General features: G+C 63.0%; 27 protein-coding genes and 1 pseudogene. 13 read left to right on the top strand and 15 right to left on the bottom strand.

Annotated elements, in window-relative coordinates; translation table 11 throughout:
* Positions 1-215: 215 nt before the first annotated feature.
* Both mog and yjgA read right to left on the bottom strand, forming a co-directional pair.
* Positions 216-824 (bottom strand): molybdopterin adenylyltransferase, encoded by a 609-nt coding sequence (gene mog / locus ACZ5RT_RS12580; RefSeq protein WP_464452694.1) that lies wholly within the window; start codon positions 822-824, stop codon positions 216-218.
* Positions 817-1,473, bottom strand: a complete 657-nt coding sequence (yjgA, locus tag ACZ5RT_RS12575; RefSeq protein ID WP_464452693.1) for a ribosome biogenesis factor YjgA — start codon at positions 1,471-1,473, stop codon at positions 817-819. The genes mog and yjgA overlap by 8 nt, the downstream gene beginning before the upstream one ends.
* Between yjgA and pmbA the strand changes: the two genes are divergently transcribed.
* Entirely contained in the window at positions 1,472-2,998 is a 1,527-nt protein-coding gene (pmbA, locus tag ACZ5RT_RS12570; protein ID WP_464452692.1) for a metalloprotease PmbA, read from the top strand. The genes yjgA and pmbA overlap by 2 nt on opposite strands.
* A 13-nt stretch (positions 2,999-3,011) precedes the next feature.
* On the top strand, positions 3,012-3,902 hold the full coding sequence (locus ACZ5RT_RS12565; protein WP_464452691.1) for a DMT family transporter: 891 nt from the start codon (positions 3,012-3,014) through the stop codon (positions 3,900-3,902).
* A gap of 37 nt (positions 3,903-3,939) precedes the next feature.
* On the opposite strand, the gene ACZ5RT_RS12560 is transcribed toward ACZ5RT_RS12565, so the two are convergent.
* The gene (locus tag ACZ5RT_RS12560) at positions 3,940-4,386 is read right to left on the bottom strand and encodes a GatB/YqeY domain-containing protein (RefSeq protein ID WP_464452690.1); all 447 of its coding nucleotides are present in this window, start codon (positions 4,384-4,386) and stop codon (positions 3,940-3,942) included.
* 109 nt (positions 4,387-4,495) lie between these two features.
* A complete protein-coding gene (gene rpsU / locus ACZ5RT_RS12555) occupies positions 4,496-4,708 on the bottom strand; it encodes a 30S ribosomal protein S21 (RefSeq protein WP_108287360.1) in 213 nt (70 codons plus the stop codon).
* 264 nt (positions 4,709-4,972) lie between these two features.
* Here rpsU and ACZ5RT_RS12550 point away from each other — a divergent pair, with 264 nt between their 5' ends.
* Positions 4,973-7,249: a patatin-like phospholipase family protein gene (locus tag ACZ5RT_RS12550; protein WP_464452689.1), complete on the top strand. Its 2,277-nt coding sequence runs from the start codon at positions 4,973-4,975 to the stop codon at positions 7,247-7,249.
* Here ACZ5RT_RS12550 and ACZ5RT_RS12545 read toward each other — a convergent pair.
* From ACZ5RT_RS12545 to ACZ5RT_RS12530, 4 genes are all read right to left on the bottom strand, one after another.
* Positions 7,239-8,465, bottom strand: a complete 1,227-nt coding sequence (locus ACZ5RT_RS12545) for a BaiN/RdsA family NAD(P)/FAD-dependent oxidoreductase (protein WP_464452688.1) — start codon at positions 8,463-8,465, stop codon at positions 7,239-7,241. The genes ACZ5RT_RS12550 and ACZ5RT_RS12545 overlap by 11 nt on opposite strands.
* 143 nt (positions 8,466-8,608) lie before the next feature.
* The gene (cobA, locus tag ACZ5RT_RS12540; RefSeq protein ID WP_464452687.1) at positions 8,609-9,454 is read right to left on the bottom strand and encodes a uroporphyrinogen-III C-methyltransferase; all 846 of its coding nucleotides are present in this window, start codon (positions 9,452-9,454) and stop codon (positions 8,609-8,611) included.
* Complete coding sequence (gene ybiB / locus ACZ5RT_RS12535) at positions 9,451-10,359, bottom strand: DNA-binding protein YbiB (RefSeq protein ID WP_464452686.1); 909 nt, start codon at positions 10,357-10,359, stop codon at positions 9,451-9,453. The genes cobA and ybiB overlap by 4 nt, the downstream gene beginning before the upstream one ends.
* A gap of 51 nt (positions 10,360-10,410) precedes the next feature.
* On the bottom strand, positions 10,411-11,100 hold the full coding sequence (locus ACZ5RT_RS12530) for a substrate-binding domain-containing protein (protein ID WP_464452685.1): 690 nt from the start codon (positions 11,098-11,100) through the stop codon (positions 10,411-10,413).
* Between the two features lie 173 nt (positions 11,101-11,273).
* Between ACZ5RT_RS12530 and tsaD the strand changes: the two genes are divergently transcribed.
* Together tsaD and ACZ5RT_RS12520 are read left to right on the top strand one after the other, a co-directional pair.
* Positions 11,274-12,317: a tRNA (adenosine(37)-N6)-threonylcarbamoyltransferase complex transferase subunit TsaD gene (gene tsaD / locus ACZ5RT_RS12525; RefSeq protein ID WP_464452684.1), complete on the top strand. Its 1,044-nt coding sequence runs from the start codon at positions 11,274-11,276 to the stop codon at positions 12,315-12,317.
* 205 nt (positions 12,318-12,522) lie between these two features.
* Positions 12,523-13,794 (top strand): branched-chain amino acid ABC transporter substrate-binding protein, encoded by a 1,272-nt coding sequence (locus ACZ5RT_RS12520; protein ID WP_108426689.1) that lies wholly within the window; start codon positions 12,523-12,525, stop codon positions 13,792-13,794.
* Between the two features lie 127 nt (positions 13,795-13,921).
* Here the strand turns inward: ACZ5RT_RS12520 and ACZ5RT_RS12515 are convergent, their stop codons facing one another.
* Together ACZ5RT_RS12515 and ACZ5RT_RS12510 are read right to left on the bottom strand one after the other, a co-directional pair.
* Positions 13,922-14,473 carry a thermonuclease family protein gene (locus tag ACZ5RT_RS12515; RefSeq protein WP_464452683.1) on the bottom strand — a complete coding sequence of 184 codons (552 nt, stop codon included), beginning with the start codon at positions 14,471-14,473 and terminating at the stop codon, positions 13,922-13,924.
* A 26-nt stretch (positions 14,474-14,499) separates the two neighbouring features.
* Positions 14,500-14,751: a hypothetical protein gene (locus tag ACZ5RT_RS12510; RefSeq protein ID WP_464452682.1), complete on the bottom strand. Its 252-nt coding sequence runs from the start codon at positions 14,749-14,751 to the stop codon at positions 14,500-14,502.
* A gap of 116 nt (positions 14,752-14,867) precedes the next feature.
* Between ACZ5RT_RS12510 and ACZ5RT_RS12505 the strand changes: the two genes are divergently transcribed.
* Positions 14,868-16,106: an MFS transporter gene (locus ACZ5RT_RS12505; RefSeq protein WP_291925789.1), complete on the top strand. Its 1,239-nt coding sequence runs from the start codon at positions 14,868-14,870 to the stop codon at positions 16,104-16,106.
* A 6-nt stretch (positions 16,107-16,112) separates the two neighbouring features.
* Here the strand turns inward: ACZ5RT_RS12505 and ACZ5RT_RS12500 are convergent, their stop codons facing one another.
* Entirely contained in the window at positions 16,113-16,790 is a 678-nt protein-coding gene (locus ACZ5RT_RS12500; RefSeq protein ID WP_464452681.1) for a transglutaminase domain-containing protein, read from the bottom strand.
* Between the two features lie 83 nt (positions 16,791-16,873).
* Between ACZ5RT_RS12500 and ACZ5RT_RS12495 the strand changes: the two genes are divergently transcribed.
* The 3 genes from ACZ5RT_RS12495 (at position 16,874) to cho (ending at position 19,187) form a co-directional block, all read left to right on the top strand.
* Positions 16,874-17,767 carry an MBL fold metallo-hydrolase gene (locus tag ACZ5RT_RS12495; protein ID WP_464452680.1) on the top strand — a complete coding sequence of 298 codons (894 nt, stop codon included), beginning with the start codon at positions 16,874-16,876 and terminating at the stop codon, positions 17,765-17,767.
* A gap of 31 nt (positions 17,768-17,798) precedes the next feature.
* Complete coding sequence (locus tag ACZ5RT_RS12490) at positions 17,799-18,137, top strand: hypothetical protein (protein ID WP_464452679.1); 339 nt, start codon at positions 17,799-17,801, stop codon at positions 18,135-18,137.
* Positions 18,138-18,317: 180 nt separating this feature from the next.
* Positions 18,318-19,187 (top strand): excinuclease Cho, encoded by an 870-nt coding sequence (cho, locus tag ACZ5RT_RS12485; RefSeq protein WP_464452678.1) that lies wholly within the window; start codon positions 18,318-18,320, stop codon positions 19,185-19,187.
* 52 nt (positions 19,188-19,239) lie between these two features.
* On the opposite strand, the gene ACZ5RT_RS12480 is transcribed toward cho, so the two are convergent.
* Positions 19,240-19,767 (bottom strand): SOUL family heme-binding protein, encoded by a 528-nt coding sequence (locus ACZ5RT_RS12480; RefSeq protein WP_464452677.1) that lies wholly within the window; start codon positions 19,765-19,767, stop codon positions 19,240-19,242.
* A 238-nt stretch (positions 19,768-20,005) separates the two neighbouring features.
* On the opposite strand from ACZ5RT_RS12480, the gene ACZ5RT_RS12475 reads away from it, so the two are divergent.
* The gene (locus ACZ5RT_RS12475; RefSeq protein ID WP_464452676.1) at positions 20,006-21,124 is read left to right on the top strand and encodes a Stealth CR1 domain-containing protein; all 1,119 of its coding nucleotides are present in this window, start codon (positions 20,006-20,008) and stop codon (positions 21,122-21,124) included.
* Between the two features lie 6 nt (positions 21,125-21,130).
* Here ACZ5RT_RS12475 and ACZ5RT_RS12470 read toward each other — a convergent pair whose 3' ends face one another.
* Entirely contained in the window at positions 21,131-21,493 is a 363-nt protein-coding gene (locus tag ACZ5RT_RS12470) for a TIGR03643 family protein (RefSeq protein ID WP_464452675.1), read from the bottom strand.
* Positions 21,480-21,842, bottom strand: a complete 363-nt coding sequence (locus tag ACZ5RT_RS12465; RefSeq protein WP_291925769.1) for a hypothetical protein — start codon at positions 21,840-21,842, stop codon at positions 21,480-21,482. The genes ACZ5RT_RS12470 and ACZ5RT_RS12465 overlap by 14 nt, the downstream gene beginning before the upstream one ends.
* Positions 21,843-22,035: 193 nt before the next feature.
* Here ACZ5RT_RS12465 and ACZ5RT_RS12460 point away from each other — a divergent pair, with 193 nt between their 5' ends.
* The 3 genes and pseudogenes from ACZ5RT_RS12460 (at position 22,036) to ACZ5RT_RS12450 (ending at position 24,340) form a co-directional block, all read left to right on the top strand.
* Positions 22,036-22,596 carry an FAD-dependent oxidoreductase gene (locus ACZ5RT_RS12460; protein ID WP_464452674.1) on the top strand — a complete coding sequence of 187 codons (561 nt, stop codon included), beginning with the start codon at positions 22,036-22,038 and terminating at the stop codon, positions 22,594-22,596.
* Positions 22,597-22,628: 32 nt separating this feature from the next.
* Positions 22,629-23,456 carry a beta-keto acid cleavage family enzyme gene (locus ACZ5RT_RS12455; protein WP_464452673.1) on the top strand — a complete coding sequence of 276 codons (828 nt, stop codon included), beginning with the start codon at positions 22,629-22,631 and terminating at the stop codon, positions 23,454-23,456.
* A gap of 58 nt (positions 23,457-23,514) precedes the next feature.
* Positions 23,515-24,340: pseudogene (locus ACZ5RT_RS12450) on the top strand (Bug family tripartite tricarboxylate transporter substrate binding protein).
* Between the two features lie 20 nt (positions 24,341-24,360).
* Here the strand turns inward: ACZ5RT_RS12450 and ACZ5RT_RS12445 are convergent.
* The gene (locus ACZ5RT_RS12445; RefSeq protein WP_464452672.1) at positions 24,361-25,572 is read right to left on the bottom strand and encodes a D-amino acid dehydrogenase; all 1,212 of its coding nucleotides are present in this window, start codon (positions 25,570-25,572) and stop codon (positions 24,361-24,363) included.
* Between the last annotated feature and the right edge of the window lie 120 nt (positions 25,573-25,692).

Below are 25,692 nucleotides of genomic sequence, written 5' to 3'. Positions count from 1 at the left end.
ACACAGATCAACGCTTTATATGGGCGTCCAATCTGCAATGGCAAGATGTGGGGCGAACATTTGGAATGCAGTCCTTGCGGAACGGTGACCGGCCCACATGGGGGCGTCGCGCTGATGGCGGTGGTCTAGCCGGAGGTGCTGCTGTCGCTCTTGCCGAGAGCGTGTATTATACCCAACGGCAGGCCACTGCCCGGGGGCCGGGCTGTCGGGGGGGCTCAGCGTGCGGGACGGATCGCGGTTTTGGGGCGGAAAGCCTTGCAGACCTCGTCACGGGTTTCCAGGTAAGGCCCGCCAATCAAATCCACGCAATAGGGCACGGCCGCAAAAATGCCATGCACCAAGGCTTTGCCGTCCGCGTCCTTCAGGCCTTCGAGCGTCTCGGCAATCGACTTGGGCTGGCCCGGCAGGTTGATGATCAGGCTCTGGCCCCGGATGACGGCCACTTGGCGTGACAGGATGGCGGTGGGCACAAATTTAAGGCTGATCTGGCGCATCTGTTCGCCAAACCCGGGCATTTCCTTGTCGGCCACAGCCAGCGTGGCTTCGGGGGTCACGTCGCGCAGGGCGGGGCCGGTGCCGCCCGTGGTCAAGACCAGGCTGCAGCCGACGTCCACCAGCTCGATCAGGGTAGCGCTGATGCGGTCTTTTTCGTCGGGGATCAGGCGCGGCTCGAAAGTGATCGGGTTGTGCAGCGCCTTCGTCAACCAGTCCTGCAATGCAGGCAGGCCTTTGTCTTCGTAGACGCCGGTGCTGGCGCGGTCGCTGATGGACACGATGCCAATCTTGACCGGGTCAAAAGGGGTTGTGGCGTTGGGTTCACTCATCTTCGGTCTCGTCGGGGGTCTTGTCGCTCTCGCCGCCTGTCAGCACGCTGCGCACCAGTTTGAACAGCTCGCGGTAAGCGCGGCCTTGGCGCGGGGCCAGGCCTTGCGAGACGGCGGCGTTGGTCACGGGCACCGCGTCCTTGCGGGCCTGGCGCACCAGGGCGCGCAGCTGCTGGATGTCGGTCTGTGGGTAATGCGCAATCCACTCGCCCACGGCGGCATCGTCGGCGATCAGGCGGTCGCGCCAGGCTTCGGCCAGGTGCAGGGCCTGGGTGTCTTTGGCGCTGCCCAGGCGCTGGATGTCCAGCGCCTCGCGCACGGCTTGCAGCGTTTCGGGGCTGAGCAGGCGCATTTGCTTGCCGATGAACTGCATTTGGCGGCGCTTACCCTCGAAGTTGGTGATGCGCTTGGCTTCGGCCAGGCCTTCGACCAGCTTGTCGGGCAGGGCCAGGCCCTCCATCAGGTCACGGCGCAGGGTGAGCAAGGCTGTGCCGAGTTCTTGCAGCTCGGTGCTTTCGCGCTTGAGTTCGGTGCGGCTGGGGCCGTCGAGGCCGCCTTTGAGCTCGCGCTTGTACTCCAGGTCCAGCTCGCTGCCTTCAGCAACAAACTGACCACGGACGAAATAGCCTTTTTTGGGTTTACGGGACATGACTGGGGGAACTCGTTCTCTGGGGCAGCGCAGGGGCTGGGTGGCAAGTATCATAGCGGCCACTGCGGGCCCAGCGCCCGCCATTTTTTTCGAGACCCTCTTCGTGAAAATTTCTGTGAAAAGTTCCGTGCAACAAAATGCCCCTGCCGCCGCCGCCAGCGCGCAGGCCCACGACGGTTTCAGCTACTCGCGTGACCATTTTGAAGAGTTGGTCGACATCGCCCTGAAGCACGCCAAAAAGTTGGGGGCCACCAACGCGGGGGCCGAAGCGTCTGAAGGCTGCGGTCTGTCGGTCAGCGTGCGCAAGGGCGAGCTGGAAAACGTGGAGCGCAACCGTGACAAATCGCTGGGCGTGACGGTCTACGTGGACCACCGCCGGGGCAACGCCAGCACGTCGGACTTTTCCAAAGCCGCGATCGAGCGCACAGTGCAGGCGGCTTACGACATCGCCCGCTTCACCGCCGAAGACCCGACCGCCGGGCTGCCCGACGAAGCCGACATCGAAACCCGGCACCGTGACCTGGATTTGTTCCACCCTTGGGCCATCAACAGTGAAGAAGCCGCCAAGATCGCCTTGCAGTGCGAAGCCGCGGCCATGAAAACCAGCCGCCGCATCACCAACAGCGACGGCGCGGCCGTGTCGGCCCAGCAAAGCCATTTTTTCAGCGCCCACACACACGGTTTTCGCGGCGGTTATGCCAGCTCGCGCCACAGCATTTCGGTGGCCCCGATTGCCAAGCTGCCCGGCCGCAACGCCGAGATGCAGCGCGATGCCTGGTACACCTCGATGCGCTGCGCGGACGAGATGGCCTCGCCCGAAGCCGTGGGCCGCTACGCCGCCGAACGCGCCTTGTCGCGCCTGGGTGCACGCAAGATCGCCACGACCGAGTGCCCGGTGCTGTTCGAGTCGCCTGTGGCGGCGGGTCTGCTGGGCGGTTTTGTGCAGGCCGTGAGCGGCGGGGCGCTGTACCGCAAGAGCAGTTTCTTGCTCGACTCTTTGGGCAAGAAGGTGTTCCCGAAACACATCGACATCGAAGAAGACCCGCACTTGCTGCGCGGCAAGGGCAGTTCGCCTTTTGACGACGAGGGCGTGCGCTCGGTGCGCCGCCATGTGGTCAAGGGCGGCCGGGTCGAGGGTTATTTCCTGTCCAGCTACTCGGCGCGCAAACTGGGCATGAAGACCACCGGCAACGCGGGCGGCTCGCACAACCTGACGCTGACCTCGCGCCTGACGCAGTCCAGTGACGATCTGGACGCCATGCTGCAAAAGCTGGGCACGGGCCTGTTCGTGATCGAGCTGATGGGGCAGGGCGTGAACTATGTCACGGGCGACTATTCACGCGGGGCCAGCGGCTTTTGGGTGGAAAACGGCCAGATCGCCTATCCGGTGCACGAGATCACCATCGCGGGCAACCTGAAAGACATGTTCATGGGCATCGAGGCCGTGGGGGCGGACACCTACAACATGGGTGCCAAAACCACCGGCTCCATTTTGGTCAACCGCATGAAGCTGGCGGGCAGCTGAGGCCTGCTGCGCTGTGCAGGCAGAACTCCTTGCAGCGCTGGCCGCCTTGTCGTGGGCGGTGGGCAGTTTGTTTTCTGCCGCCGCTTCCAGCCAGATGGGGGCGTTTGCCTTCACCCGCTGGCGTTTGTTTTTTGCTTTGACCCTGCTGTGGGCGCTGGCGCTGTTCACCGGGCAGTGGCGCAGTCTGGACAGCGCCAACATCTCCTTACTCGCCCTGTCGGGCTTCATTGGCATTTTCATTGGCGACACCGCGCTGTTTGCCTGCATGAACCGGCTGGGGCCACGCCGCAGCGGCGTGTTGTTTGCCACGCACGCCATTTTTTCCACCTTGCTCGCCTGGTTGTTTCTGGGCGAAACCCTGTGGGGCTGGACCTTGCTGGGCGGTGCTTTGCTGGTCTCGGGCGTGATGGTGGCGATTGTGTGGGGCCGCCGCGAGAGCGAAACCCACGCCTGGGAAAACACGCGAGGCACTTTGATGACCGGGGTTTTGCTCGGCTTGCTGGCCGCCGTTTGCCAGTCTGTGGCCACTTTGATGATCAAGCCCTTGATGGCTTCGGGCGTGGACGCGGTGGCGGCGTCTGCTGTGCGCACATCGGCCAGCTTTTTGGCACATCTGGCGCTGCTGTGGGCTGGGGCGCAGGTGGCGCGGGTGCAAAACCCATTGACCGCCAAAACCCTGTTCAACACCTGGGCCAGTGCGGCCGTGGCCATGGCGCTGGGCATGACCTTGATCCTGCAGGCCTTGCACACCGGGCAGGCCAACCTGGTGGGCATTTTCTCGTCGCTCACCCCCATCTTGCTGCTGCCGCTGCTTTGGGTGGTGTACCGCCGCCGCCCGGCTTGGGGGGCCTGGAGCGGGGCGGTGATGGCGGTGGCCGGGGCGGCGCTGATCTTGCAGGCCTGAGCGCCTTCACCGCCCGTCCATCATCATCTGCAGTGCATCAGCCTGCCAGCGCAGCCTTCACCGCTGCCGACACCTGGCCCATGTCGGCCTTGCCAGCCAAACGCGTCTTGACCGCGCCCATGACTTTGCCCATGTCGCCCGGGCCTTTGGCTCCCAGCTCGGCCACGATGGCCTGAACGGCAGTTGTGACTTCTTCGGCCGACATGCGCTCGGGCAGGTAAGCCAGCAGCACGGCCATTTCGGCTTTTTCCTTGTCGGCCAGGTCCTGGCGGGCGGCTTGTTCAAAAGCGGTGATCGAGTCTTTGCGCTGCTTGATGAGTTTGTCCACGATGGCGACCACGGCCACATCGTCGAGCTCGATGCGCTCGTCCACTTCCTTTTGCTTCATGGCCGACAGCAGCAGGCGGATGGTGCCCAGACGCTCGGCGTCTTTGGCCCGCATGGCGGTTTTCATGTCGTCGGTGATTTTCTCTTTCAGGCTCATGGGAGGCTCCTGGTGTGTGGCCAATGTGGGGGAGTCAAAACAACAAAGCCCGCCTGAGCGTCCTCCAGCGGGCTTGTTTGCAGACCTTTTCAGGCCATACAAATGAAGATCAATACATCTTCTTGGGCAACTGCATGCTGCGAACGCGCTTGTAGTGACGCTTCACGGCAGCTGCTTTTTTGCGCTTGCGCTCGGTGGTGGGCTTTTCATAGAACTCGCGGGCGCGCAGGTCTGTCAGCAGGCCGAGTTTTTCGATGGTGCGCTTGAAGCGACGCAGGGCAACGTCAAACGGCTCGTTTTCTTTCACGCGGATGGTGGTCATTGAATCAATTTTCCAAAAATGTGCCGGCTGCAGCCACAAGGGAGATCGGGCCCTTGAAGCCCAGTTTCGGCGGTTCCCCGTCACGAACTAGTATTTGGCAGACGGGGGTTTGCCAGCAAAGCCTGAGATTATAGCGCCTGAGAAACGGGGCTGGCCTGGCACTGTGTGCTCAAAGACACATCTTTGCGGAAAATGGGCCAGGCCCGGAACGCTTGCAGCCAGCCGCATCCCCGGTTGAAAGCGGGTCCCTAAAATGCAATACCAATGAATACATTCAAAAACATCTGCCCTGCTTGTGCGTCCCTGTTCCGGGCCCTGGTGGTCTTGGCCCTGGGCCTGACGGGCGGCTGGAGCCAGGCGCAAACGCTGGCCAGTCCGCCCCTCGCGGCCCCTTCTGTGGTGGTGGTGTTGGCCGGTGGTGGTGCCAAGGGCTTTGCCCATCTGGCGGTGTTGCGTCAGCTGGAGCGCGACCGCATTCCGATTGCCCGCATTGTGGGCACCAGCATGGGGGCCGTCATTGGGGGCTTGTATGCCAGCGGCATGTCCACAGACGAGATCGAGCGCACGGTCGGTGGCCTGGACCCGTCCAAGGTGGCTTTGGATCAGCTCAACCGCCTGGAGCTGCCCTCGCGCACCCGTGCTTACCAGCAGAAATACCCGGTGGAGCTGGAATTCGGCATCAAGGACGGTGGCGTGAGCTTTGCCCGGGGTGTCAGCGATGGCCAGCGTTTCCTGGCTTTGCTGCAGGCCTTGACGGCGCACGTGCCGCCGAGTGTTCATTTCAACGATCTCAAAATCCCGTTTCGCGCGGTGGCGACCCGTTACCGCGACGGCGAGTTGAAGGTTTTTGACCAGGGTGCGCTGCACCTGGCCATCCGGGCCAGCATGGCGGCTCCTGCGGTGTTTGCCCCGGTGGAAGTCGAGGGAGAGACCTATGTCGATGGGGGTCTGGTGGCCAATTTGCCCATCGAAGTGGCATTGCGCGAAGGGGCCGATGTGATCGTGGCCTCGTTCCTGGGCGGAGGCGTGGACGAGGACAAGACCGCGCAACCGAGCCACGCCCTGGTGGTGGCCAACCGGATGCTGGACATCCTGATTCGCCAAAACGAAAAACGCAATCTGGCCTTGCTGCGGCCTCAGGATGTGCTGGTGCAGTCGTCGGTGCAGGACATCGGTTTTGCCGATTTCAACCGCGCCCCCGAGATCGTGGCGCGGGGCCAGCAGGCTTTGGCCCCCGTAGCTACCCAACTGGCCGCTTTGCGCACAGCATGGGCTGTGCAGCCCGCGCCCCCATCGACCACGCGCTTGTCGTTTGACCAGCGTGAAAAACGCATCGTGGCCATTGAAGCGCAAGGCCACAGGGACGTGTCGGAGCGTTACATCCAGACCGTGTTGTCGCCCATGTTGGATCAGGAGTTCTCGGCCCAGCAGGCGGAACGCTACATGGACGAGCTTTACACCAGCGGCTATTTCGATCTGGTCAGTTACAGCCTGGCGCAGCTGCAGGGCGAGCGCTACAAGCTGATCGTCACGGTGCGTGAGAAACCCTACAGTCCGCATTTTTTCAAGACCACCTTGGGGTTTTCCACGGAGCTCGATGGCATCACCCAGTTTGCTGTGGGCGTCGGTTACCGCCGCCCTTGGTTGACGCCATCGGGCCTGGAGTTTTCACTGGATGCCCGTTTGGGCACCCAGTCCGAGCTGGCGGCCCGTTTTTACCAACCGCTGTCCCAAGGCTGGAGCCTGGAGGCTGGTGCTTCGTGGGACCGCAACTATCTGCCCTTGTACCGAAGCGCGATTTTCAGAGATGAAGCGGGCAATCAGAAGCTGGCCTATTTCAATCAGACCGTGCAGAGCCTGGATGCGCAGCTGGTGTACGACTTCGAGCGCAAGGCCAACATCAAGATGGGCATCACCTCCAGCGCGATCCGCAGAAGCTTTGACACCACGACGGACTTGGCCGAACTGTCGAACACCGATTTGGTCAAGTACAACGGCGTCAAGGCGCAGTTTCAGATTGACCAACTGGACTCCTTGAGCTTTCCGACACGCGGGTACTTTCTGGGAGCCAGTCTGGAGCAAGGGGTTTCGGGGGCCATCTACAGCGGCGGACGCTTGAGCGCCAAGTGGGCCCATTCTGTGGGGCCGCACATTGTCAATGTGGGTCTGAACCTGGCGCAAGACCGCGTCACGCTCGATTGCGGCAACTGCCGCTCGCCCAGTCAATTGATCCTGGGTGGTTTTCAGAACATGGGGGCTTACCGCATGGGCCAGTTGGCCGGTGACCAATTGGCGCACCTGCAGACCACCTACATGTACCGCCTGACCCATGGCGGCCTGTTCAACCAAAAAACCTATGTGGGCACGGTCCTCGAGGCCGGGGACGCCTGGTACAAGGGCGACGCCATGCGTTGGCGCTACAGCGGCACCGTCTTTGTTTCGGTGGACAGCAAGATCGGTGACATTTACCTGGGCGCAGCCAGAGGGTCCGGCGATGCCTACAACCTGTTTGTGCAATTGGGCAGGCGCTTCAGCTTTTGAGCGCGACGGGCAAGGCTTGCGCACACGCATGCGCACTGGCCCAGGCCCACTGGAAGTTGTAGCCGCCCAGCCAACCGGTCACATCGATGACCTCGCCAATGAAATACAAACCGGGCTGTTTGGACTCCATGGTCTGTGAAGACAGATCGCGCGTGTCCACCCCGCCCAAGGTGACCTCGGCTTTTTTGTAGCCCTCGCTGCCCGTGGGGGTGAGTGTCCAGTTGGACAGTGCTTGCGCCAGTTTGTTCAGCGCTTTGTCGGGCACTTCGGCGGCCGTGCGTTGCAGCGCCGGATCCTGGCTGACCCAGGCTTCGGCCAGGCGGCTGGGCACCAAGGTGGCCAGCTCGTTGCCCAGCAGTTTTTTGGAGCACAGCTTGGCCTCTTGCAGGCGCTCGGGCAGGTTCACCTCCGGGGCCAGGTTCAGGCGAATCGGCGTGCCGTCCTGCCAATAGCTGGAAATTTGCAACACGGCGGGCCCGGACAAGCCCCGGTGCGTGAACAGCAGGTCTTCGTCAAAGTGCATGCGGCTTTTTTTCTCGCCCGTCTCGATGCCCACGGGCAGCGCCAGCCCGGCCAGCTGGGCATAAGGCGCCCAGGCCTCGCCGTCAAAGGTCAAGGGCACCAGGCCGGGGCGGCGCTCGACCAGGCGCAGACCAAACTGGCTGGCGATGCGGTAGCCCCAGTCACTCGCCCCGATTTTGGGGATCGACAAACCACCCGTGGCCACGACCAGTGAGGTGGTGTACACAGTGCCTTGGCTGGTTTCCAGGGTGTAGTGGGTGTTCTGTTCGCTGGGGGCTTGCACCGACTTCACATTGCAGCCCGTACGGATGTCGACGCCGCCAGCCGCGCATTCGGCCAGCAGCATGCGGATGATGTCCTCGGCCGAATGGTCGCAAAACAGCTGGCCCTTGTGCTTTTCATGGAAAGCGATGCCGTGCTTTTGCACCAGGTCGATGAAGTCTTGCGGCGTGTAGCGCGACAGGGCCGAGCGGCAAAAGTGCGGGTTCTGGCTGATGAAGTGCTTTTGCGGGGCCGATGCGTCGAGCAAGCGGTTGGTGAAGTTGCAACGTCCGCCCCCCGAGATGCGGATTTTTTCGGCGATCTTGTCGCTGTGGTCGATCACCAGCACCTTCAGCCCGCGCTGACCCGCCACGCCCGCGCAAAACAAACCGGCAGCCCCGGCACCCACGATCACCACGTCCCATGTCTTCATGGCTCAGGAGTGTAAGGGGAGGGCGGTGAGCAGTTGTTGTCGTGTGGGAGGTCGCCCTTGCGGCCGAATGCCTGATGGACCCACAACAAATGCTTTAACCACCATTCGCGAGCAGGGGCTCGCTCCCACATGGTGGCATCAAGTCAAGCCGCCCGTTGTACGGTGGCATTTGGCTCGGCCTGTTGCCAGGCCCTCGCCCCTTGCACCACATCGCCCACCACGATGATGCTGGGGCTTTGCAGCTGTTCGCGTTGCACGGTGCCCACCAGTTCGCCCAGCGTGGTCAAGGCCTCGCGCTGCGTGGGCAGGCTGGCGTGCTGCACGATGGCCACGGGCGTGTGTGCAGGCAAGCCCTGCAGCAAGCCCTGGCTGATGTGCGCCAGGCTGCTCACGCCCATGTAGATCACCAGCGTCAGCTTGGCCTGGTGTGCTGTGGTGGCCAGCTGCACCCAATCGGTGCCGCTGTCGCCGGGCTTGGCGTGGCCCGTCACAAACACCACCCCGTGTGCGTGTTCGCGGTGCGTCAAAGGTGCGCCCAGGCTGCTCATGCCCGCCAGGCCCGAGGTGATGCCGTTGACCACCTCCACGTCAATGCCCGCCTCGCGCAGGTGTTCGACTTCTTCACCGCCTCGGCCAAAGATGAAGGGGTCACCCCCTTTGAGGCGCACCACATGCTCGCCTTCTTGCACGGCGGTGATCATCAGCTTGTCGATGAAGGCCTGCGGCGTGCTCTTGCAGCCGCCGCGCTTGCCCACATGCACGATGCGTGCGCTGGGTGAGGCGTGTTCGAGCACGGCGTCGTTCACCAGATCGTCCACCAACAGCACGGTGGCGCTGGCAATCGCCTTGACGGCTTTGAGTGTGAGCAGCTCCGGATCGCCCGGGCCCGCGCCCACCAGCGTGCAGCGGCCTGGGTGACGGGCTGTGGCGCTTCGGTCGTTCGCGAGCAGGGGCTCGCTCCCACGGGGGAGGCTGGGCGTGGTGTTCATGGCTTCACCTCTTGCAGGATGTGTTGCACTTGCAGCGCAATGGCTTGGGGGACAGGCAGCAGACCCTGCAACACATGCTCCACGTAGACCGCTGTGGCCGCTGCGTCGATCGCGGGCAATTCAGGCACTTGCATCAAAGAACCCTCTTGCTGGTCTTGCACCCGCCGGGGCTGGCCGTCTTTGAAAACATCCATGGCCGGGGTGCGCCGCGCATCGGCCACGGGCTCGCCCTCGGTGCCGCGCAGCAGCAAGGCGTGTTGCCCGGTCAGCGCGAAGGTGGCCGACATCGAGTGCAGGTATTCAGGGTGGGTGTAGCTGCTCACCACCAGCGCGGGGCCACTTTCTGAATCACAGGGGTTCATCAGTTTGACCAGGCTGTGGCCGGGGTTACGCAGGCCCACCACGCGGCGCACGGCCAGCAACCTGTCCAGCCCGGCATGCAACACGCCCGTGGGGATGAACTGCACCTGGCCTGCCGCAGCGGGTGCTACTTGGGCCAGCGCTTCAATGCCCAGCTGCGAAAACACCGCCTGGCTGCACACGCGCTTGTCTTCGGTGGCACTGCCATGCACCACCACCGCCACGCCCTCGCGGGCCAACAGCAGGGCCAGAAGGGGCGTGAGCACGGGCAGTTTGCGGGCACCGTTGTAGCTGGGCAGCACCACCGTGGGCACCTGGCCTGTGGGGACCTTGTTCAGGCGCGCATGCGTGGCGTCCAGAAAACCGGCCATCTCTTCGGGCGTCTCGCCCTTGATGCGCATGGCGATGCAAAACGCGCCCAATTCGAGGTCGCTGATCTGCTCGTCGAGCACCTGACCCATCAGGTCGGCGGCTTGCGCGCGGCCGAGTGCCCGGGCGCCGTCCTTGCCGCGTCCGATGTCCTTGATGTAGTGACCGATGCCCATGCCACATATTGTGGAGGAATCAATCCAACTGCTGGTTATATGGGTATGGCTTCAGGCCGGAGCCATGCCGTGCTGCCGCTTGAGCGCGTCACACGCGGGCGATTGCCAAAAGGCCAGCAGCGCACGCATGGCATCCGGCTGGGCGCAGGTCGCGGCCACCGAGCCAGAAAACGTGGTGATGATCTCCACCTCGGGTGGCAGGCCGCCCACGATGGTGATGCCCGCCACACCCAGCATTTCGCTCAGTTGCTGAAAGCCCAGCGCCACCTGGCCCTGGGCCACCAGTGAGCCCACGGGCACGCCGGGCTTGGCCTGCACGATGCGTGGTGCGATGGTGTCGGCGATGCCCCAGGCCTCGAACTGTTTGGCCAGTTGCACGCCGCTGGGGCCTGTGGAGTAACCCAGCGTGGGCGCGGCCAGGACGGCGGCTTTGAGTGCGGCTTCGGTCGAGATGTCGGGCATGGGCTGCCCCGCAGGCACGGCCACCGCCACGCCCGAGCGCACCAGGTCGGCGCGGCTGCCTGCCAGCACGTGGCCGCTGGCGACCAGTTTGTCGATGGCGTCGCTGGCCAGCACCACGCCGTCAAAGGCTTCGCCCGCTTGCACGCGTTTGGCCGCATCCACGCCGCCGACCGACTCCACTTGAATTTGAACGCCCGGGGCTTGCGCCTTGTACAGCGCCACCAAATCGGCCAGCAGGGGCTTGGTGGCCATGGAGGAAATCAGTCGGAGAGTGGTCATGGATAGGTCCTGTAGGGTAGCTGGCATTGTGGGAGCGCGCCCCTGCGCGCGAACGTTATTCGGCCGCAGGGGCGGCCTCCCACAGGTTCAATGGCCTGGGCTGCCAAAAAATGGTTTAGTTCATTATGGCCAAGGGCCCGGACAGCCTCCATGCCCCGCTTAAACTATCTGCTATGCGAATTTTGGGCATTGAATCTTCCTGCGACGAGACGGGTGTGGCCTTGGTGGAAGCCAACGGGACCGCCATGCCGCGCCTGTTGTCGCATGCGCTCTACAGCCAGATCGAGATGCACCAGGCCTATGGTGGCGTGGTGCCCGAGCTGGCCAGCCGCGACCACATTCGCCGCGTGCTGCCGCTGACCCGCCAGGTCATGGCCGAGGCGGGGACCGCTTTGGCCGATATCGACGTGGTGGCTTACACCCGGGGGCCGGGCCTGGCCGGGGCGCTGTTGGTGGGCTCGGGCGTGGCCTGCGCGCTGGCGGCGTCTTTGGGCAAGCCGGTTCTGGGCGTGCACCACCTCGAAGGGCATTTGCTCTCGCCCTTCTTGAGCGCGGACCCACCCGAGTTCCCGTTCATCGCCTTGCTGGTGTCGGGCGGGCACACCCAGCTGATGCGGGTGGACGGCGTGGGCCGCTACGAATTGCTGGGCGAGACGATCGACGACGCCGCGGGCGAGGCCTTTGACAAGTCGGCCAAGCTGATGGGCCTGCCGTACCCCGGTGGCCCGGGTCTGTCGCGCCTGGCCGAGCAGGGCAATCCGGCGGCCTACAAGCTGCCGCGCCCCTTGCTGCACAGCGGCGATCTGGATTTTTCCTTCGCAGGTCTCAAAACGGCGGTGCTCACGCAGAGCCAAAAAATCGGCCCTGCCGCCCACACCGAAGGCGCACCCGAGCGCGCCGATTTGGCCGCATCGACCCAAGCGGCGATTGTGGAAGTGCTGGTCAAAAAATCCATGAACGCGCTCAAGACCAGCGGCATGAAGCGCTTGGTGGTGGCCGGGGGCGTGGGGGCCAACCGCGAGTTGCGCGCGCAGCTCAACGCCGCTTGCGCCAAAGCCAAAGTGCGCGTGCACTACCCCGAGCTGCACCTGTGCACCGACAACGGCGCCATGATTGCCATGGCAGCAGCCATGCGCTTGCAAGCTGGCGCGCAAGCCGCCGAGGCGCGTTACAGCTTCGACGTCAAACCGCGCTGGCCCTTGCACGAGCTGGCTTGACGCTGGGCTTCCCCCCCGTGGGAGCGAGCCCCTGCTCGCGAATGGTGGTTCAAACATGGGTTGTTGTCCCAGCAGACATTCGGCCGCAGGGGCAGCCGCCCACAAAATCCACTCGAATCAGCGGTCATCGTGGGTGTCCAACAGGGCAGTTACACTGCGCCCCTTCTCAGCTTCAACCCGCCTTCTGGCGGGTTCTATTTTTGATATGCGTTTGTCCTTCATTTTCCGTCGTGTCGCCGTGTCGCTGGCTGCAACCTTGTTGTTGTCGCCTTCGTGGGCACAATCGCCTGCCCCCATCAAGCTGGCACTGATCGAGGGCCTGAGCGGCCCCTTTGGCAACACGGGTGAGGCGGTGGTGCGCAACATCGCCTGGGCGGTCGAGCGCGTGAATGCGCGAGGGGGCGTCAAAACGCCGCAAGGCCTGCTGCCCATGGTGCTGGAGCGCTACGACAGCAAAGGCCAAAGCGAAGAAGCCTTGTCGGCCCTCAAGTCCGCCATCGACGACGGGGCGCAGGTGATCTTGCAGGGCAATTCATCGGCCAATGCGGCGGCCCTGATCGACGCGATCAACAAACACAACGAGCGCGAGCCAGCCAAGCGCGTGCTGTTTTTGAACTACTCGGCGGTGGACCCGATCCTGACGAATGAGAAATGCAGCTTCTGGCATTTCCGTTTTGACGCCCACGCCGACATGCGCATGACCGCGCTGATGCAGGTGCTGCGGGAGGACAAAAAGCTCCAGTCGGTGTACCTGATCGGGCAAGACTACAGTTTCGGCCAGGCCGTCTTGCGCGAAGCCAAGCGCCAATTGGCCGACAAGCGCCCCGATGTGAAGGTGGTGGGCGACGAGCTGCACCCCATGGGCCGTGTCAAAGACTTTTTGCCCTATGCGGCCAAGATCAAGGCCAGCGGTGCTCAAGCGGTCATCACCGGCAACTGGGGCAATGACCTGACGCTTTTGGTCAAGGCCGCTCGCGAGGCCGGTTACGAAGGCAAGTTCTACACCTTTTATGGCAATGCGCTGGGCGCGCCTGCGGCCTTGGGCGATGCGGGTGTAGACCGGGTGATCGCGGTGGCCGACTGGCTGCCCAATGTGCCGGGCAAGGCCAGCGAAGCGTTTTACCAGTCGTTTCGCCAGCGTTTCAGCAAGCCCTCGGAAGACTATGTGCATGTGCGCATGCAGCTGATGGTCGAAGCCCTGGCCCAGGCGGTCGAAAAAGCGGGCAGCACCGAGCCTGTGGCGGTGGCGCTGGCGCTGGAGAAAGCCCGCGTCAGCATGGCCGGGCAGACCGGCTTCATGCGTGCCGAAGACCACCAGTTCCAGCAGCCGCTGGTGGTGGGCGTGATGCAACGCCAAGGCGCTGCGGGCGTGCCTTTTGATGTGGAAGGTTCAGGCTACGGCTTCAAGGTGGTGCGCCAGATCAAGGCCGAGCAGGCCCGTCTGCCCAGCAGCTGCAAGATGGTGCGCCCCGGTTGATGCGGATCGCCCTGGTTTCGCATTTGTGGGAGGCCGCCCCTGCGGACGAATGCCTGCTGACCTTGCGCTTTTGAGAGGGCTGAGTGGGTGGCCAACCTGCCCGAGCAGGGGCTCGCGCCCACCCCAACTACTGCAGACGGCTTTCCGTCAAAGGGGTGTTGTGTTGCGCTGACTGGCGTTCGGATTTGAGCCGGGCGCGGTAATCCCAGGGCGGCTCCGGGCTGGCAGGGCCTTGTCCTTGCCACAGGCCCAGACGTTTTTCTCTCGCAGCGCGTTCGGCGGCGTCGTAGACGCTGCGTTGATCGGGCGTTTGCTCGTTTTGGTACTGCTTGTAATGCCAAGCCCAGCCCGCTTGAAGTTGTCGCAAATTGGCGTCTTCGCCCAGAACCCGCACTTGGCCGACGATGCGGCCATAGCGGTCCCGCTTGTCAAACGTCACGGTCACGGTTTGTCCGAAGACGGCTTGCGACAAATGGGCTTTGGATTTTTGGCCGAAAGGCTGGCTTTTTTCGGGGGCGTCAATGCCTGCCAGTCGGATCACATGCTGCTGGCGCTGCCCATCTAGGACCGTGATGGTGTCGCCATCGGCCACTTTGACCACCCGGCCTTGGAGTTCGTCAGCCCAGGCCAGACCCAGGCTTGCAAGCGCCAGGCAGGCGATGCCCAACGCTTTGCACAACGGAGGGAATCCGGGGCAAGCCCCCATCAGTGCGCTTCACCCACAGCGTCTTTGACGCATTTTTTGATGTGGCTGTTTTTGGCAGCGCCGGCCAGTTTGCGTTCTGCGGTGGAGGCCTCGCATTGGGCGGTCGCGTCTTTTTCACATTTCTTCAGGAACGAGTTTTTGGCCGCGCCTGCCAATTTCTTCTCCGCTGCGGCGGCCGTGCAGCTGCTGCCTTGGGCGTGAACGCTGCTGATCAACAAGGCCGAAGCCAAAAATGCAAATAATTTAAGCATGGTGTTTTTGGTGGTTGATTTGCCAAAATCATAGCCATTATTTGTATTGTTGAATTACTTGCCTGCTTGTCCCGCATTTGCCAACGCCGCGTGGCCCGGCCTGCTAATCTGAAGGCATGAGCTCATCCACTGCCGCCGCCGAACACCTGATCGACTCCGCCTACGCCGCCCGGCGTTTGCTGGTCACCCTGGCCCTGATGACGTTGGGAGGCGCGAGCATGTATGTGGTGGCCGTAGTACTGCCCGCCGTGCAGACCGAGTTCGGTGTCAGCCGGGCCGATGCGTCCATCCCCTACACCCTCATGATGATCGGCTTTGGCATTGGGGGCCTGTTCATGGGCCGCTGGGCCGACCGTGCAGGCGTGCATGTGCCTTTGTTTTTGGGGGGTGTGGGCACGGGCCTGGGGTTCATCGCGGCCAGTTTGTCCGGCAACATCTGGTGGTTTGCATTGGCGCATGGCTTGTTTTTGGGGCTGATTGGCAGCTCCACCACCTTTGCACCTTTGGTGGCCGACACCTCGCTGTGGTGGCGCAAGCGCCGGGGCATTGCCGTGGCGGTGTGCGCCAGTGGCAATTACGTGGCCGGGGCCCTTTGGCCACCTTTGGCGCAGTACGGTGTCGAGACCGTGGGTTGGCGCAGCACCTATGTGGCGCTGGGCCTGATTTGCGGCATCGGCATGGTGCTGCTCAGCCTGCTCATGCGCCAAAGGCCCCCCCTTTTGCAAACTCCGGTGGCGGGCAGCGCCCAGGCCCAGCAGTCGCAGCGTCCCTTTGGTTTGAGTCTGAACAAGGCGCAGTTCTTGTTGTGCGTGGCGGGTGTGGCTTGCTGCGTGGCTATGGCCATGCCGCAGGTGCACATCGTGGCGTATTGCACCGACCTGGGCTTTGGCGCGGCACGCGGCGCGGAAATGCTCTCGCTCATGCTGGCCAGCGGCATCGCCAGCCGCTTGATTTCCGGGGCCATTTGCGACCGCATTGGCGGCTTGCGCACGCTGGTGCTGGGCTCGGTCTTGCAGGGCGTGGCGCTGCTCTTGTTTTTGCCTTTCGATGGCCTGGTGTCGCTCTACATCATCTCGGCGCTGTTTGGCCTGTTTCAGGGCGGCATCGTGCCCGCCTACGCCATCATCGTGCGCGAGTACTTCCCGGCCAAAGAAGCGGGCTCACGCGTGGGTGCGGTCATCATGGCCACGCTCTTGGGCATGGCCTTGGGCGGCTGGATGTCGGGCAAGGTGTTTGACATCACAGGTTCCTACCATGCCGCTTTCATCAACGGCGTGATGTGGAACGCACTCAACCTGAGCATCGCCTTGTGGCTTCTGTGGCGGGTGAAGCGGGCGGCGACGGTCAGCGCCTGAAGTGCCTTAACGCGTCTCACGCGTCACGTCCTGCTCAAAACTGGCGTTGTGCAGCGGGTCCTTGTCGGCCATCCAGCCCTGGTAAACGGTCTGGAAGTCGGCCACGATCTGCGCCAAGGGCATGTCATCGAAGGTGCCGCGCTGGTTCACGTACTCCATGTGCCGGTTGCCCGCCTTGTCGAACGGGTGGTAGATGGAATCGTTTCGCCCATCGAACTCCAGCGGCAGCAGGCCGAATTTGTCGCACAGCTCGATGTTGAAAGCGGGCGTGGCCTTGACCCATTGGCCTTCCAGCCAGATGTCGGCATAGCCGTGCCAGATGAACACATCGGTCTGCATGGTCTGGCGCAGGCGCTCGGTGCTCAGGTGGTTGCGCACATCGGCATAACCCAGGCGGGCGTGCAAGCCCGCCGCCCGGCAGGCCGCGGCCATGAGCGCCGCCTTGGGCACGCACCAGCCCGAGCCTTGGGCAATGACCGAGCTGGCCCGCATGCCCTGCGGGGACAAATCGATGCGGTAAGGGTCGTAGCGGAATTGGTCACGCACCGCCAGATACAGGGCCACGGCACGTTCGCGGTCGGTGGCGCCCTGCGCATGCTGCTGCGCAAAGGCGATCACATCGGGGTGGTCGCTGTCGATCAGGGCGGTGGGGGCCAGCGTGGCGGGGGAGGGCAGATCGGTCATGCGTTGGACTGTAGCGTGCGCGGCAGCGCTGGGGTGTCACGCTGGCTATAGTTCCTTACAGGGCAATACAAGGAGACACGGGCATGGCCTCGGTTTTGAATTTCGGAGCGGTCCGGGTGCACTTGGGTGACAAGTCGGGCAAATACCCCGACGGCAACCAGCTCATCGTGCAGGGGGCCGACATGCGGGTGGCTTTCGACACGCCCGAGGTGGCCAACCGCATTGGCCCCGAGCTGGACACGGTGGACCTGGTCATCCTGGGCCATGTGCACGAAGACCACATGGCCGGGCTGCACCGCCTGCCGCACGCCCGTGTGCAGGTGCACGAGGCCGACCTGGCCGCCGCCCAATCGTGGGACGGCATGTGCCGCCACTACGGCTACCCGCCAGACGTGCTGGACGCGATGCGGGCCATCGTGGAAAAGGATTTTCATTACCACCCCCGGCCCGACGCCACCGGCTACAGGGACGGCACGGTGTGGGACCTGGGCGGCGGCGTGCGGGTGCGTGCGCACCACCTGCCGGGACACACCGCAGGCCACTGCGCCCTGGTGGTCGAAAGCGAAGGCCTGGCCTTCATTGGCGACATCGACCTGAGTGGCTTTGGCCCCTACTACGGCGACGCCACCTCCAGCCTGAGCGACTTTCGGCAGACCCTGAAAAAAGTCGCCGAGCTGGACGCCCGCATCTGGGCCACCTCGCACCACAAGGCGGTGATCACCGATCGCGCGCAATTTCTGGCCGACCTGGCCCGTTTTGCCAGCAAGATCGACGAGCGCAGCACGCAACTGCTGGGCTATTTGCAGGCCCCGCAAAGCCTGGATGAACTGGTCGATCGCCGCCTGCTCTACCCCGCAGGCTACGACGTGCCCTTTGTGCCGTGCGCCGAGCGCAACACCATCGCCATGCACCTCGATGAACTGCTGGCCATGGGGCAAATCCAGACCCTGGAAGACGGCCGTTTTGTGGCGGTTTGATGTCTTCACCCTTATCAACAGGAGCCCCCGCATGACCCCCGAACAACTTTTGCAGCACCACGACCAAGCCCGTTTGTGGGGCCAGCCGCCCGGCGTGGTGGGTGGCACCGACACCGCAGCGGCTTATCAACAAGCCCTGGCCGTGCGCCGCTTGCGCCAGCAGCGCGGCGAAGTGCCCAAGGGCTACAAAATCGGCTTCACCAATCGCACCCTGTGGCAGCGCTACGAGGTGTTTGGCCCCATGTGGGGCACGGTCTGGGACACGAGTAAGCGGGCGATGTGGTCACCACCGGCACCTGGACCGACGCCTGGCCGGTTCAGGCAGGCGAAAACTGGCGGGCCGAGTTTTCTGCGCCCTTGGGCAGCTTGAGCGCCCGCATGCGCTGAGTCTGGGCGCAGGGCTCCGCCCCTCAAAAAAAACGCCCCGAGCCGCGTGGCCAGGGGCGTTCAAAAGGACAATGTCAGGCAACTGCAGGAAGCATGACGGTGCCAGTATACTGTAAATATAAACAGTATTTTGCTTTGCAGCCCTCGACCCACTCACGCCACCATGACTTTGCCCCGACGTCGCCGCGAAGACTTTGAAGACAGCCGCGTCTACGCCTACCCGCAACACCTGCGCGAAGCCATCGAAGACGCCCCCACCGGGGCGGGTGTTTACACCTTCCACGGCGATGAAGGCGACTTGCCGCTGTACATCGGCAAAAGCATCAATATCCGCGCCCGCCTGCTCTCGCACCTGCGCACGCCTGACGAAGCCCGCATGTTGCGCCAGACCCGGCGCATCAGCCACATCCGCACGGCGGGCGAGATCGGGGCCTTGCTGCTGGAGGCGCAAATGATCAAGGCCCAGCACCCCTTGTTCAACCAGAAATTGCGCCGCAACAAGCAGCTGTGCAGCCTGCGCTTGACCGACGGGGTGCCCGAGGTGGTGTATTCCAAGGACATCGACTTTGCCACGCAGCCCGATCTGTATGGCCTGTACGCCAGCCGCCATGCCGCACTGGATGCGCTGCGCGCCATCGCCGACCAGCACCAACTCTGCTACGGCCCCCTGGGCCTTGAAAAACTGCCGCCTGGCAAAGCCTGCTTCAGAGCGGCCATTCGCCAGTGTGCAGGGGTGTGCCGGGGGGACGAGAGCCCCGAGTCGCATCGCGAGCGGCTGTTCACCAGCCTGCTGGCGCTGCGCGTGGAATGCTGGCCTTATCCGGGCGCGGTGGGTCTGGTCGAGCGTGATGAGGCCCTGACGCAAATCCACGTTGTCCGGCACTGGTGCTATTTGGGCAGTGCCCCCAGCGTCGAAGCTGCGCGTCAATTGAGCCAAACCGCCAGCCAGGTGGCTGCCCATTTTGACGCCGACGGTTACAAGATTTTGTGCCGCCCCGTGCTCACGCGCAGTGTAGAAGTGTTGCCCTTGTAAGGCTTTTCTCGTGCCTCGGTGCCGGTTTTCTGATTCGTCATCCCGGCCGCTTTCAGGGCACCAGGTCAATCAGGATTTCGTTGCGGCGGTTCCAGGGCAAGGTGAAGGGGGCGTCGTAGCGGGCGATTTGGGCCGTGGGGCTCAGTTTGAGTTGGTGTGCCTGCGCCCAGGCCCGCAGGCGCTCGGTTTGGGCCTGGATGCTCGCTTGCGTGGTGAAGCCGCTGAAGCGCACCGCAACCGTCTCGTGTTCGGGCACGGGGCGCAGCTGGATGTGCGGGTTGAGCGGCTGGGGCAGGGTCTGCACGTTTTCGGCCGAAGGCATCACAAAATGCACGCGCCAACCCTGGTCTTCTGGCACCACGGTCACAGGCGCGGTCATCGCTATCTTGCGTTGCGCACCCAAACCGGCTTGCACGTTGTCGCCAAAGATATACGAGGCAATGCGCCGAAAGCCGCTGCGGCTGGCGGCGTCAAAGTCTCCCTGGATTTGCGTTTGCGCCACCGTGAAGGCGGCGTAGCGACGCACTTCAAAAGGGGGCTCCGAGACGAGCACGGTGTAACGCGGTTCTTCAATGGCCATGGCAGCCTCGCAAAAAAGAAACAAGAGGGGAACAAGCCAGCGCATCGTGGTGGGTATGGGTGGAGTTACAGCCAACCCATCGTATCCCATCCATCGCTGCTGCATCGGTCTCTTGCCGCACGGTGGGTGCAAGCCCGCCATGCCGCTTGAGCAGTGGCCCTCACACCAGGGCGGGTATTGAAAACGCCCGGGCAGACCCACTGCTAGACTCAGCCACTTCAAAAAATCCAATGCAGACATGTCCCACGATTCGCCCATCGACATCGTTTATCTGTGGGTTGACGGGAACGATTCGAACTGGCGTGCCAAGCGCCAAGCGGCCCTGCAGCAACTCCCCTCAGATTCCAGTGCCGCCATGGCCCGCTACAGCAATGTGGAAGGGCGCTTTCGCGACAACCATGAACTGCGCTACAGCCTGCGTGCGCTGGAACAATTTTTCCCCGACCACGGCCATGTCTACATCGTGACCGACGCGCAGGCACCCGATTGGCTGCGGCCATCCGACCGCCTGACGCTGGTGGACCACCGTGATTTGATGCCCGAGGCATCGCTGCCCACTTTTGACTCGGGGCACATCGAGTCGTGGATTCACCACATCCCCGGCTTGTCCGAGCGCTATTTCTACCTCAATGACGATGTGTTTTTTGGTGCTCCGGTGCGGGTTCAGGACTGGTTCCACCCCGGGGGCTTCCATGTGACCTGGTCTGACGATCCGATGGTCACGGACGAAGCCATGCGCATGGACGCCACTTCCCTCGAAAACGCCTGCCGCCTGTCCATTCAGTGGCTCACGGACAAGGCCCGTTTGGGCACGCCTGCGCTGCGCGAGCAAGATCCGCTCTACCAAAGCACCTTCCGCACGTTTGCGCATTCGCCCCGGCCCATGCTCAAGTCGATCCTGCTGGAGCTGGAGGACACCGCCCCGGAGTTGTTTGCCGCCGTCAGGTCCACCGTGTTCCGCAGCTGGGACAAACCCACCATCGTGTCCGATTTCGTGTTGCGCTGGGCCTTGGCGCACGGGGTAGCGAGCATCCGGCCATACCGCCACCGCTATGTGTCCACGGGCGAGGCCGACCAAAACGCACAGCTGCAGGCGCTGGTGGCCGAATTCGGTGCGCTGGATTTCTTTTGCATCAACGACACCACCGACGACGCGCAGACCCACGACCCGCGTTTGCAAAATGTGTTGAACGTGCTGCAGTCGATCCTGCCTGAGCCTTCGGGTTTTGAAAACCCGCCTGCTGGGTCGCTTCCAGCTTCGCCTTCAGGTTCTGAGGCCCCGGCCTTTCAGGCGCATGCCAAGCGGGACCATGCACAGCAGTCGCCCAACGCGACTGCGCTCCCAAAAAGGGCCTGACGTCTTTCAGCGCAAGGACTGGCGCGAGATGGATGAGGGCGGCAGAGGGTAGTCCTCAGGGGCCTGCGCAAGCTGCTGCTCGTTTTCTGCGGCCGATGAAGTAGCAGTGCCGCCATGGCGTGGCTGTTGGCCTTGCTGCAAGGCCAGGTGCTTGGCTGCGCGTCCCCGCACCCGCATGCGCCAGACCCTGAACGAACGGGTTTTCAGTTGCGCCCGCATCAAGGCAATGACGTCGGGCTCGGTCAAGCCAAACTGCGAGGCAATCGCTTCAAACGGGGTGTCGTCCTGCCAGGCCATCGCGATGATGCCCGACACGTCCGCCTCTGACAAAGAAGCGGCCGGGCTGGCGTGCAATTCAGTTTTTTTCACGCATCTCGTCCTGTGTCGGGCTGCCGGGTTGGTCGGTGTGTTGCACCTCAAAGCCATCGGCCACAAAGGCCGGGCCTTTCATCAGCATCACGATCACGCAGCCGATGGCCGCTGTCAGCACCAGCGTCCAGTGCAGCACCACCACGCCGATGGCGATGTAAAACCACTGGGTCAACGCCCGTTCGGAGGCGGGCGTGGGGATCTCTGGAGCCGCCAGATAAGCCAGGCTCACCAAGGCCAAAGGCAAGGCGGTGCCCGCCAGTGCGATCCAGGGCAGCTTTTTCCAAAGCGCCCATTCCAGGCCAGGGGCAGACCGGGTAAAACCCGGCAATCTTTGAAGCCAATTCACGGTGTGCTTTCTTGTGCAGCGGCAGATGCTTTCGATCATGCCAGAGCTGTTGAAAGCACCTGCACGGGAGGTGCTTTGGGCGGATCAAGGCCTGATGGACCTGTGCATGACCGGCCCACTGAAAGAAACGGCTGGACGAAAGCCTTGGCGCTTTCTAGACTCAGCGCACCTTGACTCACAGCGACCCCGATTCATGATTTCTTCGCATCCCTCTCAAGCGCTCACCGTGGTGGTGGGCGGCGGCACCATGGGCATGGACGTGGCCATCGTGTTGGCCCGTGGCGGCAGCCAGGTCACCGTGGTCGAGCCCGATGCCGTCAAGCGCCAAGCGCTGGCCGCCCATGTGCGCCACAACCTCGAACCTTTGGGCATGGCCCACCGCACCGAGCGCGTGCAGGCCGTGGCCGACTTGGCCGATGTGGCCTGGCCCGAAGACGTGGACGCGGCCGTGCGCTTTGGTTTTGGTTTCCGCTTTCTGGCCGCAGGCCCGGTCATGCAGCGCGACCATGCGGGGCTGGAGGTGCACACCGCCGCCGCGGCCAGCATGTACCCCAGCCTGGCGGTGAACGCCGAGCCCGCCCGCGTGCTGCAAGAGCGCGTGGCCCGGGGTGACTTGGGCATGAAGACCGGGCAGGGCTTTTTCAGCTGGACACCCGAGACCCAAAAGGCCGAGCGCGAACGCTACGACCGCCTGCTGCGCCAGGGGCTGGATTTACTGGCCTCTGAGTTGCCGCCTCTTCATCCTCTCGATTGATCCCCTCACGACTGATACCCACAAGGCACCCCATGGCTGTTTTTCCGCATCCTCTTTTGATCACTGTCGCGCCCAATGGCGCTTACAAACAGCGGCCTGACCACGCCGCGCTGCCCCTCACGTCGGCCGAGCTGGGCCAGACCGCCAAGCTGTGCCTCGATGCCGGTGCGGCCATGATCCACATGCACATCCGCGATGCACAAGGCCGTCACAGCCTGGACGTGCAGGGTTACCGCGATGCGCAGCAGGCGGTCAAGGCGGCAGTGGGCGATGACCTGATCATCCAGGTCACCAGCGAAGCTGCCCGCGTGTACAAAGCGCCCGAGCAAATCGCCATGGTCACCGCGCTCCAACCCGAAGCCGTGTCGGTGGGCCTGCGTGAAGTGGACCGGCCCGAAATCGGCGACGCGGGCCTCGCCCAATTCTTTGGCTGGTTGGCCAAAGAGCGCGTCATGACCCAGGTCATCGTATACGACGTGGCCGATCTGCAGCGCTGGCAAGCCCTGCGTGCGCAAGGCGTGGTCCCGGATGCGCCCTGGTCACTCTTGTTTGTGCTGGGCCGTTATTCGGTGGGCCAAACCTCCGAGCCGCGAGACCTGTTGCCCTTTGTCATGGCCCACACCGGCAACGAGCCGTGGTCCATGTGCGCTTTTGGCGCGGGCGAACACGCCTGCGCCACCACCGCCGCCGCACTGGGCGGCCATGTGCGAGTGGGCTTTGAAAACAACCTCTTGCTCAACAACGGGCAGGTTGCCCCGGACAACGCCGCGCTGGTGCGCCAGGTGGCCGACTCGGCCCGGGTGCTGGGCCGCAGCCTCTGCACCGCGCAGCAGGCGCGTGAAGCATTTTTTGCCGTTTGAGCTTTTCATTTTTTTACCCGAAACAACACCATGAAACGCAGCACTCTCAGCCGCCCTTTTGGCCGCCACCGCCGTGCCTGCGCTGGCCCAGGACAACTACCCCAGCAAAACCATCCGGTTTGTCGTGCCTTACCCACCGGGCGGCCCGACCGACCTGATGGCCCGCATGCTGCAAAGTGAGTTGAGCACCTGTCTGGGTGTCACGGTGATTGTGGACAACAAAGGCGGTGCAGGTGGCAATTTGGGCAGTGCTGAAGTGGCCAAGCAAGCGCCTGCGGATGGTTACCCCCTGCTGCTGGCAGCCAACGGTCCCATGGCGGTCAAACCCACGCTGTACCGCAGCATGCCTTTTGTTCCAAAGACCGACTTGGCACCTGTGATCCAGATTTCGGCCTTCCCGCTAGTGCTCGAAGTGCACCCCAGCGTGCCGGTTAACAACGTCAAGGAGTTGATTGCACTGGCCCAAAAGCCCAGCAGCCAACTCGCTTTTGCATCGGCCGGTAACGGCACACCCCAGCATTTGGGGGGTGAAATTTTCAACACCCAGGTGAACACCAAAATTTCGCACATTCCTAACCGAGGCGCAGGCCCTGCGCTTAACGACTTGATCGGTGGTCAGGTACAGGTGATCGAGGGGGTGTGCCAGGTTACGAGTTGACCGGCTGGCATGGCATCGCGGTGCGTGCGGGCATGCCTGCGCCCGTGGTGCAAAAACTCAGTACCACCTTGAACGCTATCTTCAACGACGCAGAGTTCAAGAAAAAATGGGAAGCCATCGGCACGCCCGGGTGGGCGGCACAGCTGCTCAGTTTGGCGAGTTGATCCGTAAGGAAACCATCCGCTTGGGCCAGGTGGTCAAGAACGCGGGGATGACGGTGGATTGACACGCCCGCAAAGTAGCGGTTCAGCTGAGCGCGTCCGCCAGTTGAACCGCAGACCCAAACGCCAAAGTGAAGCCCAAGGCGCCTTGCCCGGCGTTGATGAAAAGATTGCGCGGCCCTGTGGTTTGGCGGCCAGTGATGGGCAAGCCTGTGGGTGTGGCCGGGCGCATGCCGGCCCAGGGCTGGATGTCGGTGTAGCGAGAGCAATCTGGAAATAGTGCTTGCGTGGCTTGCTGCAAAGTTTGAATCTGACGGGCCTGAACGCTTGCATCCTGTCCTACCAACTCCACCATGCCCGCTACCCGCAGCCGCTGCCCTAAACGAGCAAAGACAATCTTGCGGGCGCTGTCGGTGATGCTGACCTTGGGTGCCAATCCTTGCCCATCGGTGGCAACCGTGATGCTGTAACCCTTGAGCGGATATACCGGTATGCGCACGCCTGCCGCTGCAGCCAGCACTGGTGCGTTGTGGCCTGTGCACAGCACAAAAGCATCGGCCGAAATTTGATCGCTATTGGCCAGGCTGACTGCAGCGACTTTGTCGCCCGATTGAAGCCAGCCTTGGATGTCTTGACCCAAGCGCAAGGCCACACCCCGTGAGATCAGGATCTGCGTCAAGGCCTCGCACACTTTTTTGCAATCGGCCGCGCATTCGCTGTCTGTGTAAATCGCGCCCGAAAACGGTTCTTGTTGATGCGCCAAAGCAGGTTCGATGGTGCAGGCCTCAGACGCTGAGACCGCGCGCTGCGTGGCGCCTCCCAATTGCTTTTGCAACACCATCTGCTGCCGTGCAGCGGCAAATGAGGCCTCTGTGCGAAACAACACCAGTTTGCCCGACATCGCAAAGTCACAGTCGATGTTTTCGCGTTCGCGCAGCGCATCAAACACCGCTCGGCTTTGCGCGGCCAAGGTCAATAATTGCGCTGTGGTTTTTTGCGACTGTTGTGCATTGCAAGCTTGCAAGAACTGCACAACCCACATCCATTGGTGCGTGTCCAATTGGGGGCGGATCTTGAGTGCAGAAGATGGCGACAGCAGCAGTTTGGGCAATTGCGCCCAGATGCCCGGGTCGGCCAAAGGCTGCACATAGGAGTAACTGAGCTGTGCACCGTTGCCCCCGCTGGCGCCTGCGGCAGGTGCCGTACGGTCGACCACGGTGACCTGGTGACCCCGTTGCGTCAATTCATAAGCAGTGGTCAGGCCAATGATGCCGGCGCCCAATACGCACACATGCATGGGTTTCCTTTGTACAGTGAAATGCCACTTTTATCCAGGCGCTAGACCCTTGTCATTAGGGGCATCGATATCAGAGTCTACCCTGAGCCTGACCCGATTCAGGGGCAAATCAGGCGCAAG

This window comes from Limnohabitans sp. TEGF003 (assembly GCF_055395455.1).
The sequence above is the reverse complement of the archived record's forward strand: the minus strand, read 5'-3'. Positions and strand labels throughout refer to the sequence as shown.

Excerpts from the sequence above, each read along its gene's own strand:
- mog (WP_464452694.1), bottom strand. The coding sequence starts at position 824 with ATGAGTGAACCCAACGCCACAACCCCTTTTGACCCGGTCAAGATTGGC.
- pmbA (WP_464452692.1), top strand. The coding sequence starts at position 1,472 with ATGACTGGGGGAACTCGTTCTCTGGGGCAGCGCAGGGGCTGGGTGGCA.
- yjgA (WP_464452693.1), bottom strand. The coding sequence starts at position 1,473 with ATGTCCCGTAAACCCAAAAAAGGCTATTTCGTCCGTGGTCAGTTTGTT.
- ACZ5RT_RS12560 (WP_464452690.1), bottom strand. The coding sequence starts at position 4,386 with ATGAGCCTGAAAGAGAAAATCACCGACGACATGAAAACCGCCATGCGG.
- rpsU (WP_108287360.1), bottom strand. The coding sequence starts at position 4,708 with ATGACCACCATCCGCGTGAAAGAAAACGAGCCGTTTGACGTTGCCCTG.
- ACZ5RT_RS12550 (WP_464452689.1), top strand. The coding sequence starts at position 4,973 with ATGAATACATTCAAAAACATCTGCCCTGCTTGTGCGTCCCTGTTCCGG.
- ACZ5RT_RS12545 (WP_464452688.1), bottom strand. The coding sequence starts at position 8,465 with ATGAAGACATGGGACGTGGTGATCGTGGGTGCCGGGGCTGCCGGTTTG.
- cobA (WP_464452687.1), bottom strand. The coding sequence starts at position 9,454 with ATGAACACCACGCCCAGCCTCCCCCGTGGGAGCGAGCCCCTGCTCGCG.
- ybiB (WP_464452686.1), bottom strand. The coding sequence starts at position 10,359 with ATGGGCATCGGTCACTACATCAAGGACATCGGACGCGGCAAGGACGGC.
- ACZ5RT_RS12530 (WP_464452685.1), bottom strand. The coding sequence starts at position 11,100 with ATGACCACTCTCCGACTGATTTCCTCCATGGCCACCAAGCCCCTGCTG.
- tsaD (WP_464452684.1), top strand. The coding sequence starts at position 11,274 with ATGCGAATTTTGGGCATTGAATCTTCCTGCGACGAGACGGGTGTGGCC.
- ACZ5RT_RS12520 (WP_108426689.1), top strand. The coding sequence starts at position 12,523 with ATGCGTTTGTCCTTCATTTTCCGTCGTGTCGCCGTGTCGCTGGCTGCA.
- ACZ5RT_RS12510 (WP_464452682.1), bottom strand. The coding sequence starts at position 14,751 with ATGCTTAAATTATTTGCATTTTTGGCTTCGGCCTTGTTGATCAGCAGC.
- ACZ5RT_RS12505 (WP_291925789.1), top strand. The coding sequence starts at position 14,868 with ATGAGCTCATCCACTGCCGCCGCCGAACACCTGATCGACTCCGCCTAC.
- ACZ5RT_RS12500 (WP_464452681.1), bottom strand. The coding sequence starts at position 16,790 with ATGACCGATCTGCCCTCCCCCGCCACGCTGGCCCCCACCGCCCTGATC.
- ACZ5RT_RS12495 (WP_464452680.1), top strand. The coding sequence starts at position 16,874 with ATGGCCTCGGTTTTGAATTTCGGAGCGGTCCGGGTGCACTTGGGTGAC.
- ACZ5RT_RS12490 (WP_464452679.1), top strand. The coding sequence starts at position 17,799 with ATGACCCCCGAACAACTTTTGCAGCACCACGACCAAGCCCGTTTGTGG.
- cho (WP_464452678.1), top strand. The coding sequence starts at position 18,318 with ATGACTTTGCCCCGACGTCGCCGCGAAGACTTTGAAGACAGCCGCGTC.
- ACZ5RT_RS12480 (WP_464452677.1), bottom strand. The coding sequence starts at position 19,767 with ATGGCCATTGAAGAACCGCGTTACACCGTGCTCGTCTCGGAGCCCCCT.
- ACZ5RT_RS12475 (WP_464452676.1), top strand. The coding sequence starts at position 20,006 with ATGTCCCACGATTCGCCCATCGACATCGTTTATCTGTGGGTTGACGGG.
- ACZ5RT_RS12460 (WP_464452674.1), top strand. The coding sequence starts at position 22,036 with ATGATTTCTTCGCATCCCTCTCAAGCGCTCACCGTGGTGGTGGGCGGC.
- ACZ5RT_RS12455 (WP_464452673.1), top strand. The coding sequence starts at position 22,629 with ATGGCTGTTTTTCCGCATCCTCTTTTGATCACTGTCGCGCCCAATGGC.
- ACZ5RT_RS12445 (WP_464452672.1), bottom strand. The coding sequence starts at position 25,572 with ATGCATGTGTGCGTATTGGGCGCCGGCATCATTGGCCTGACCACTGCT.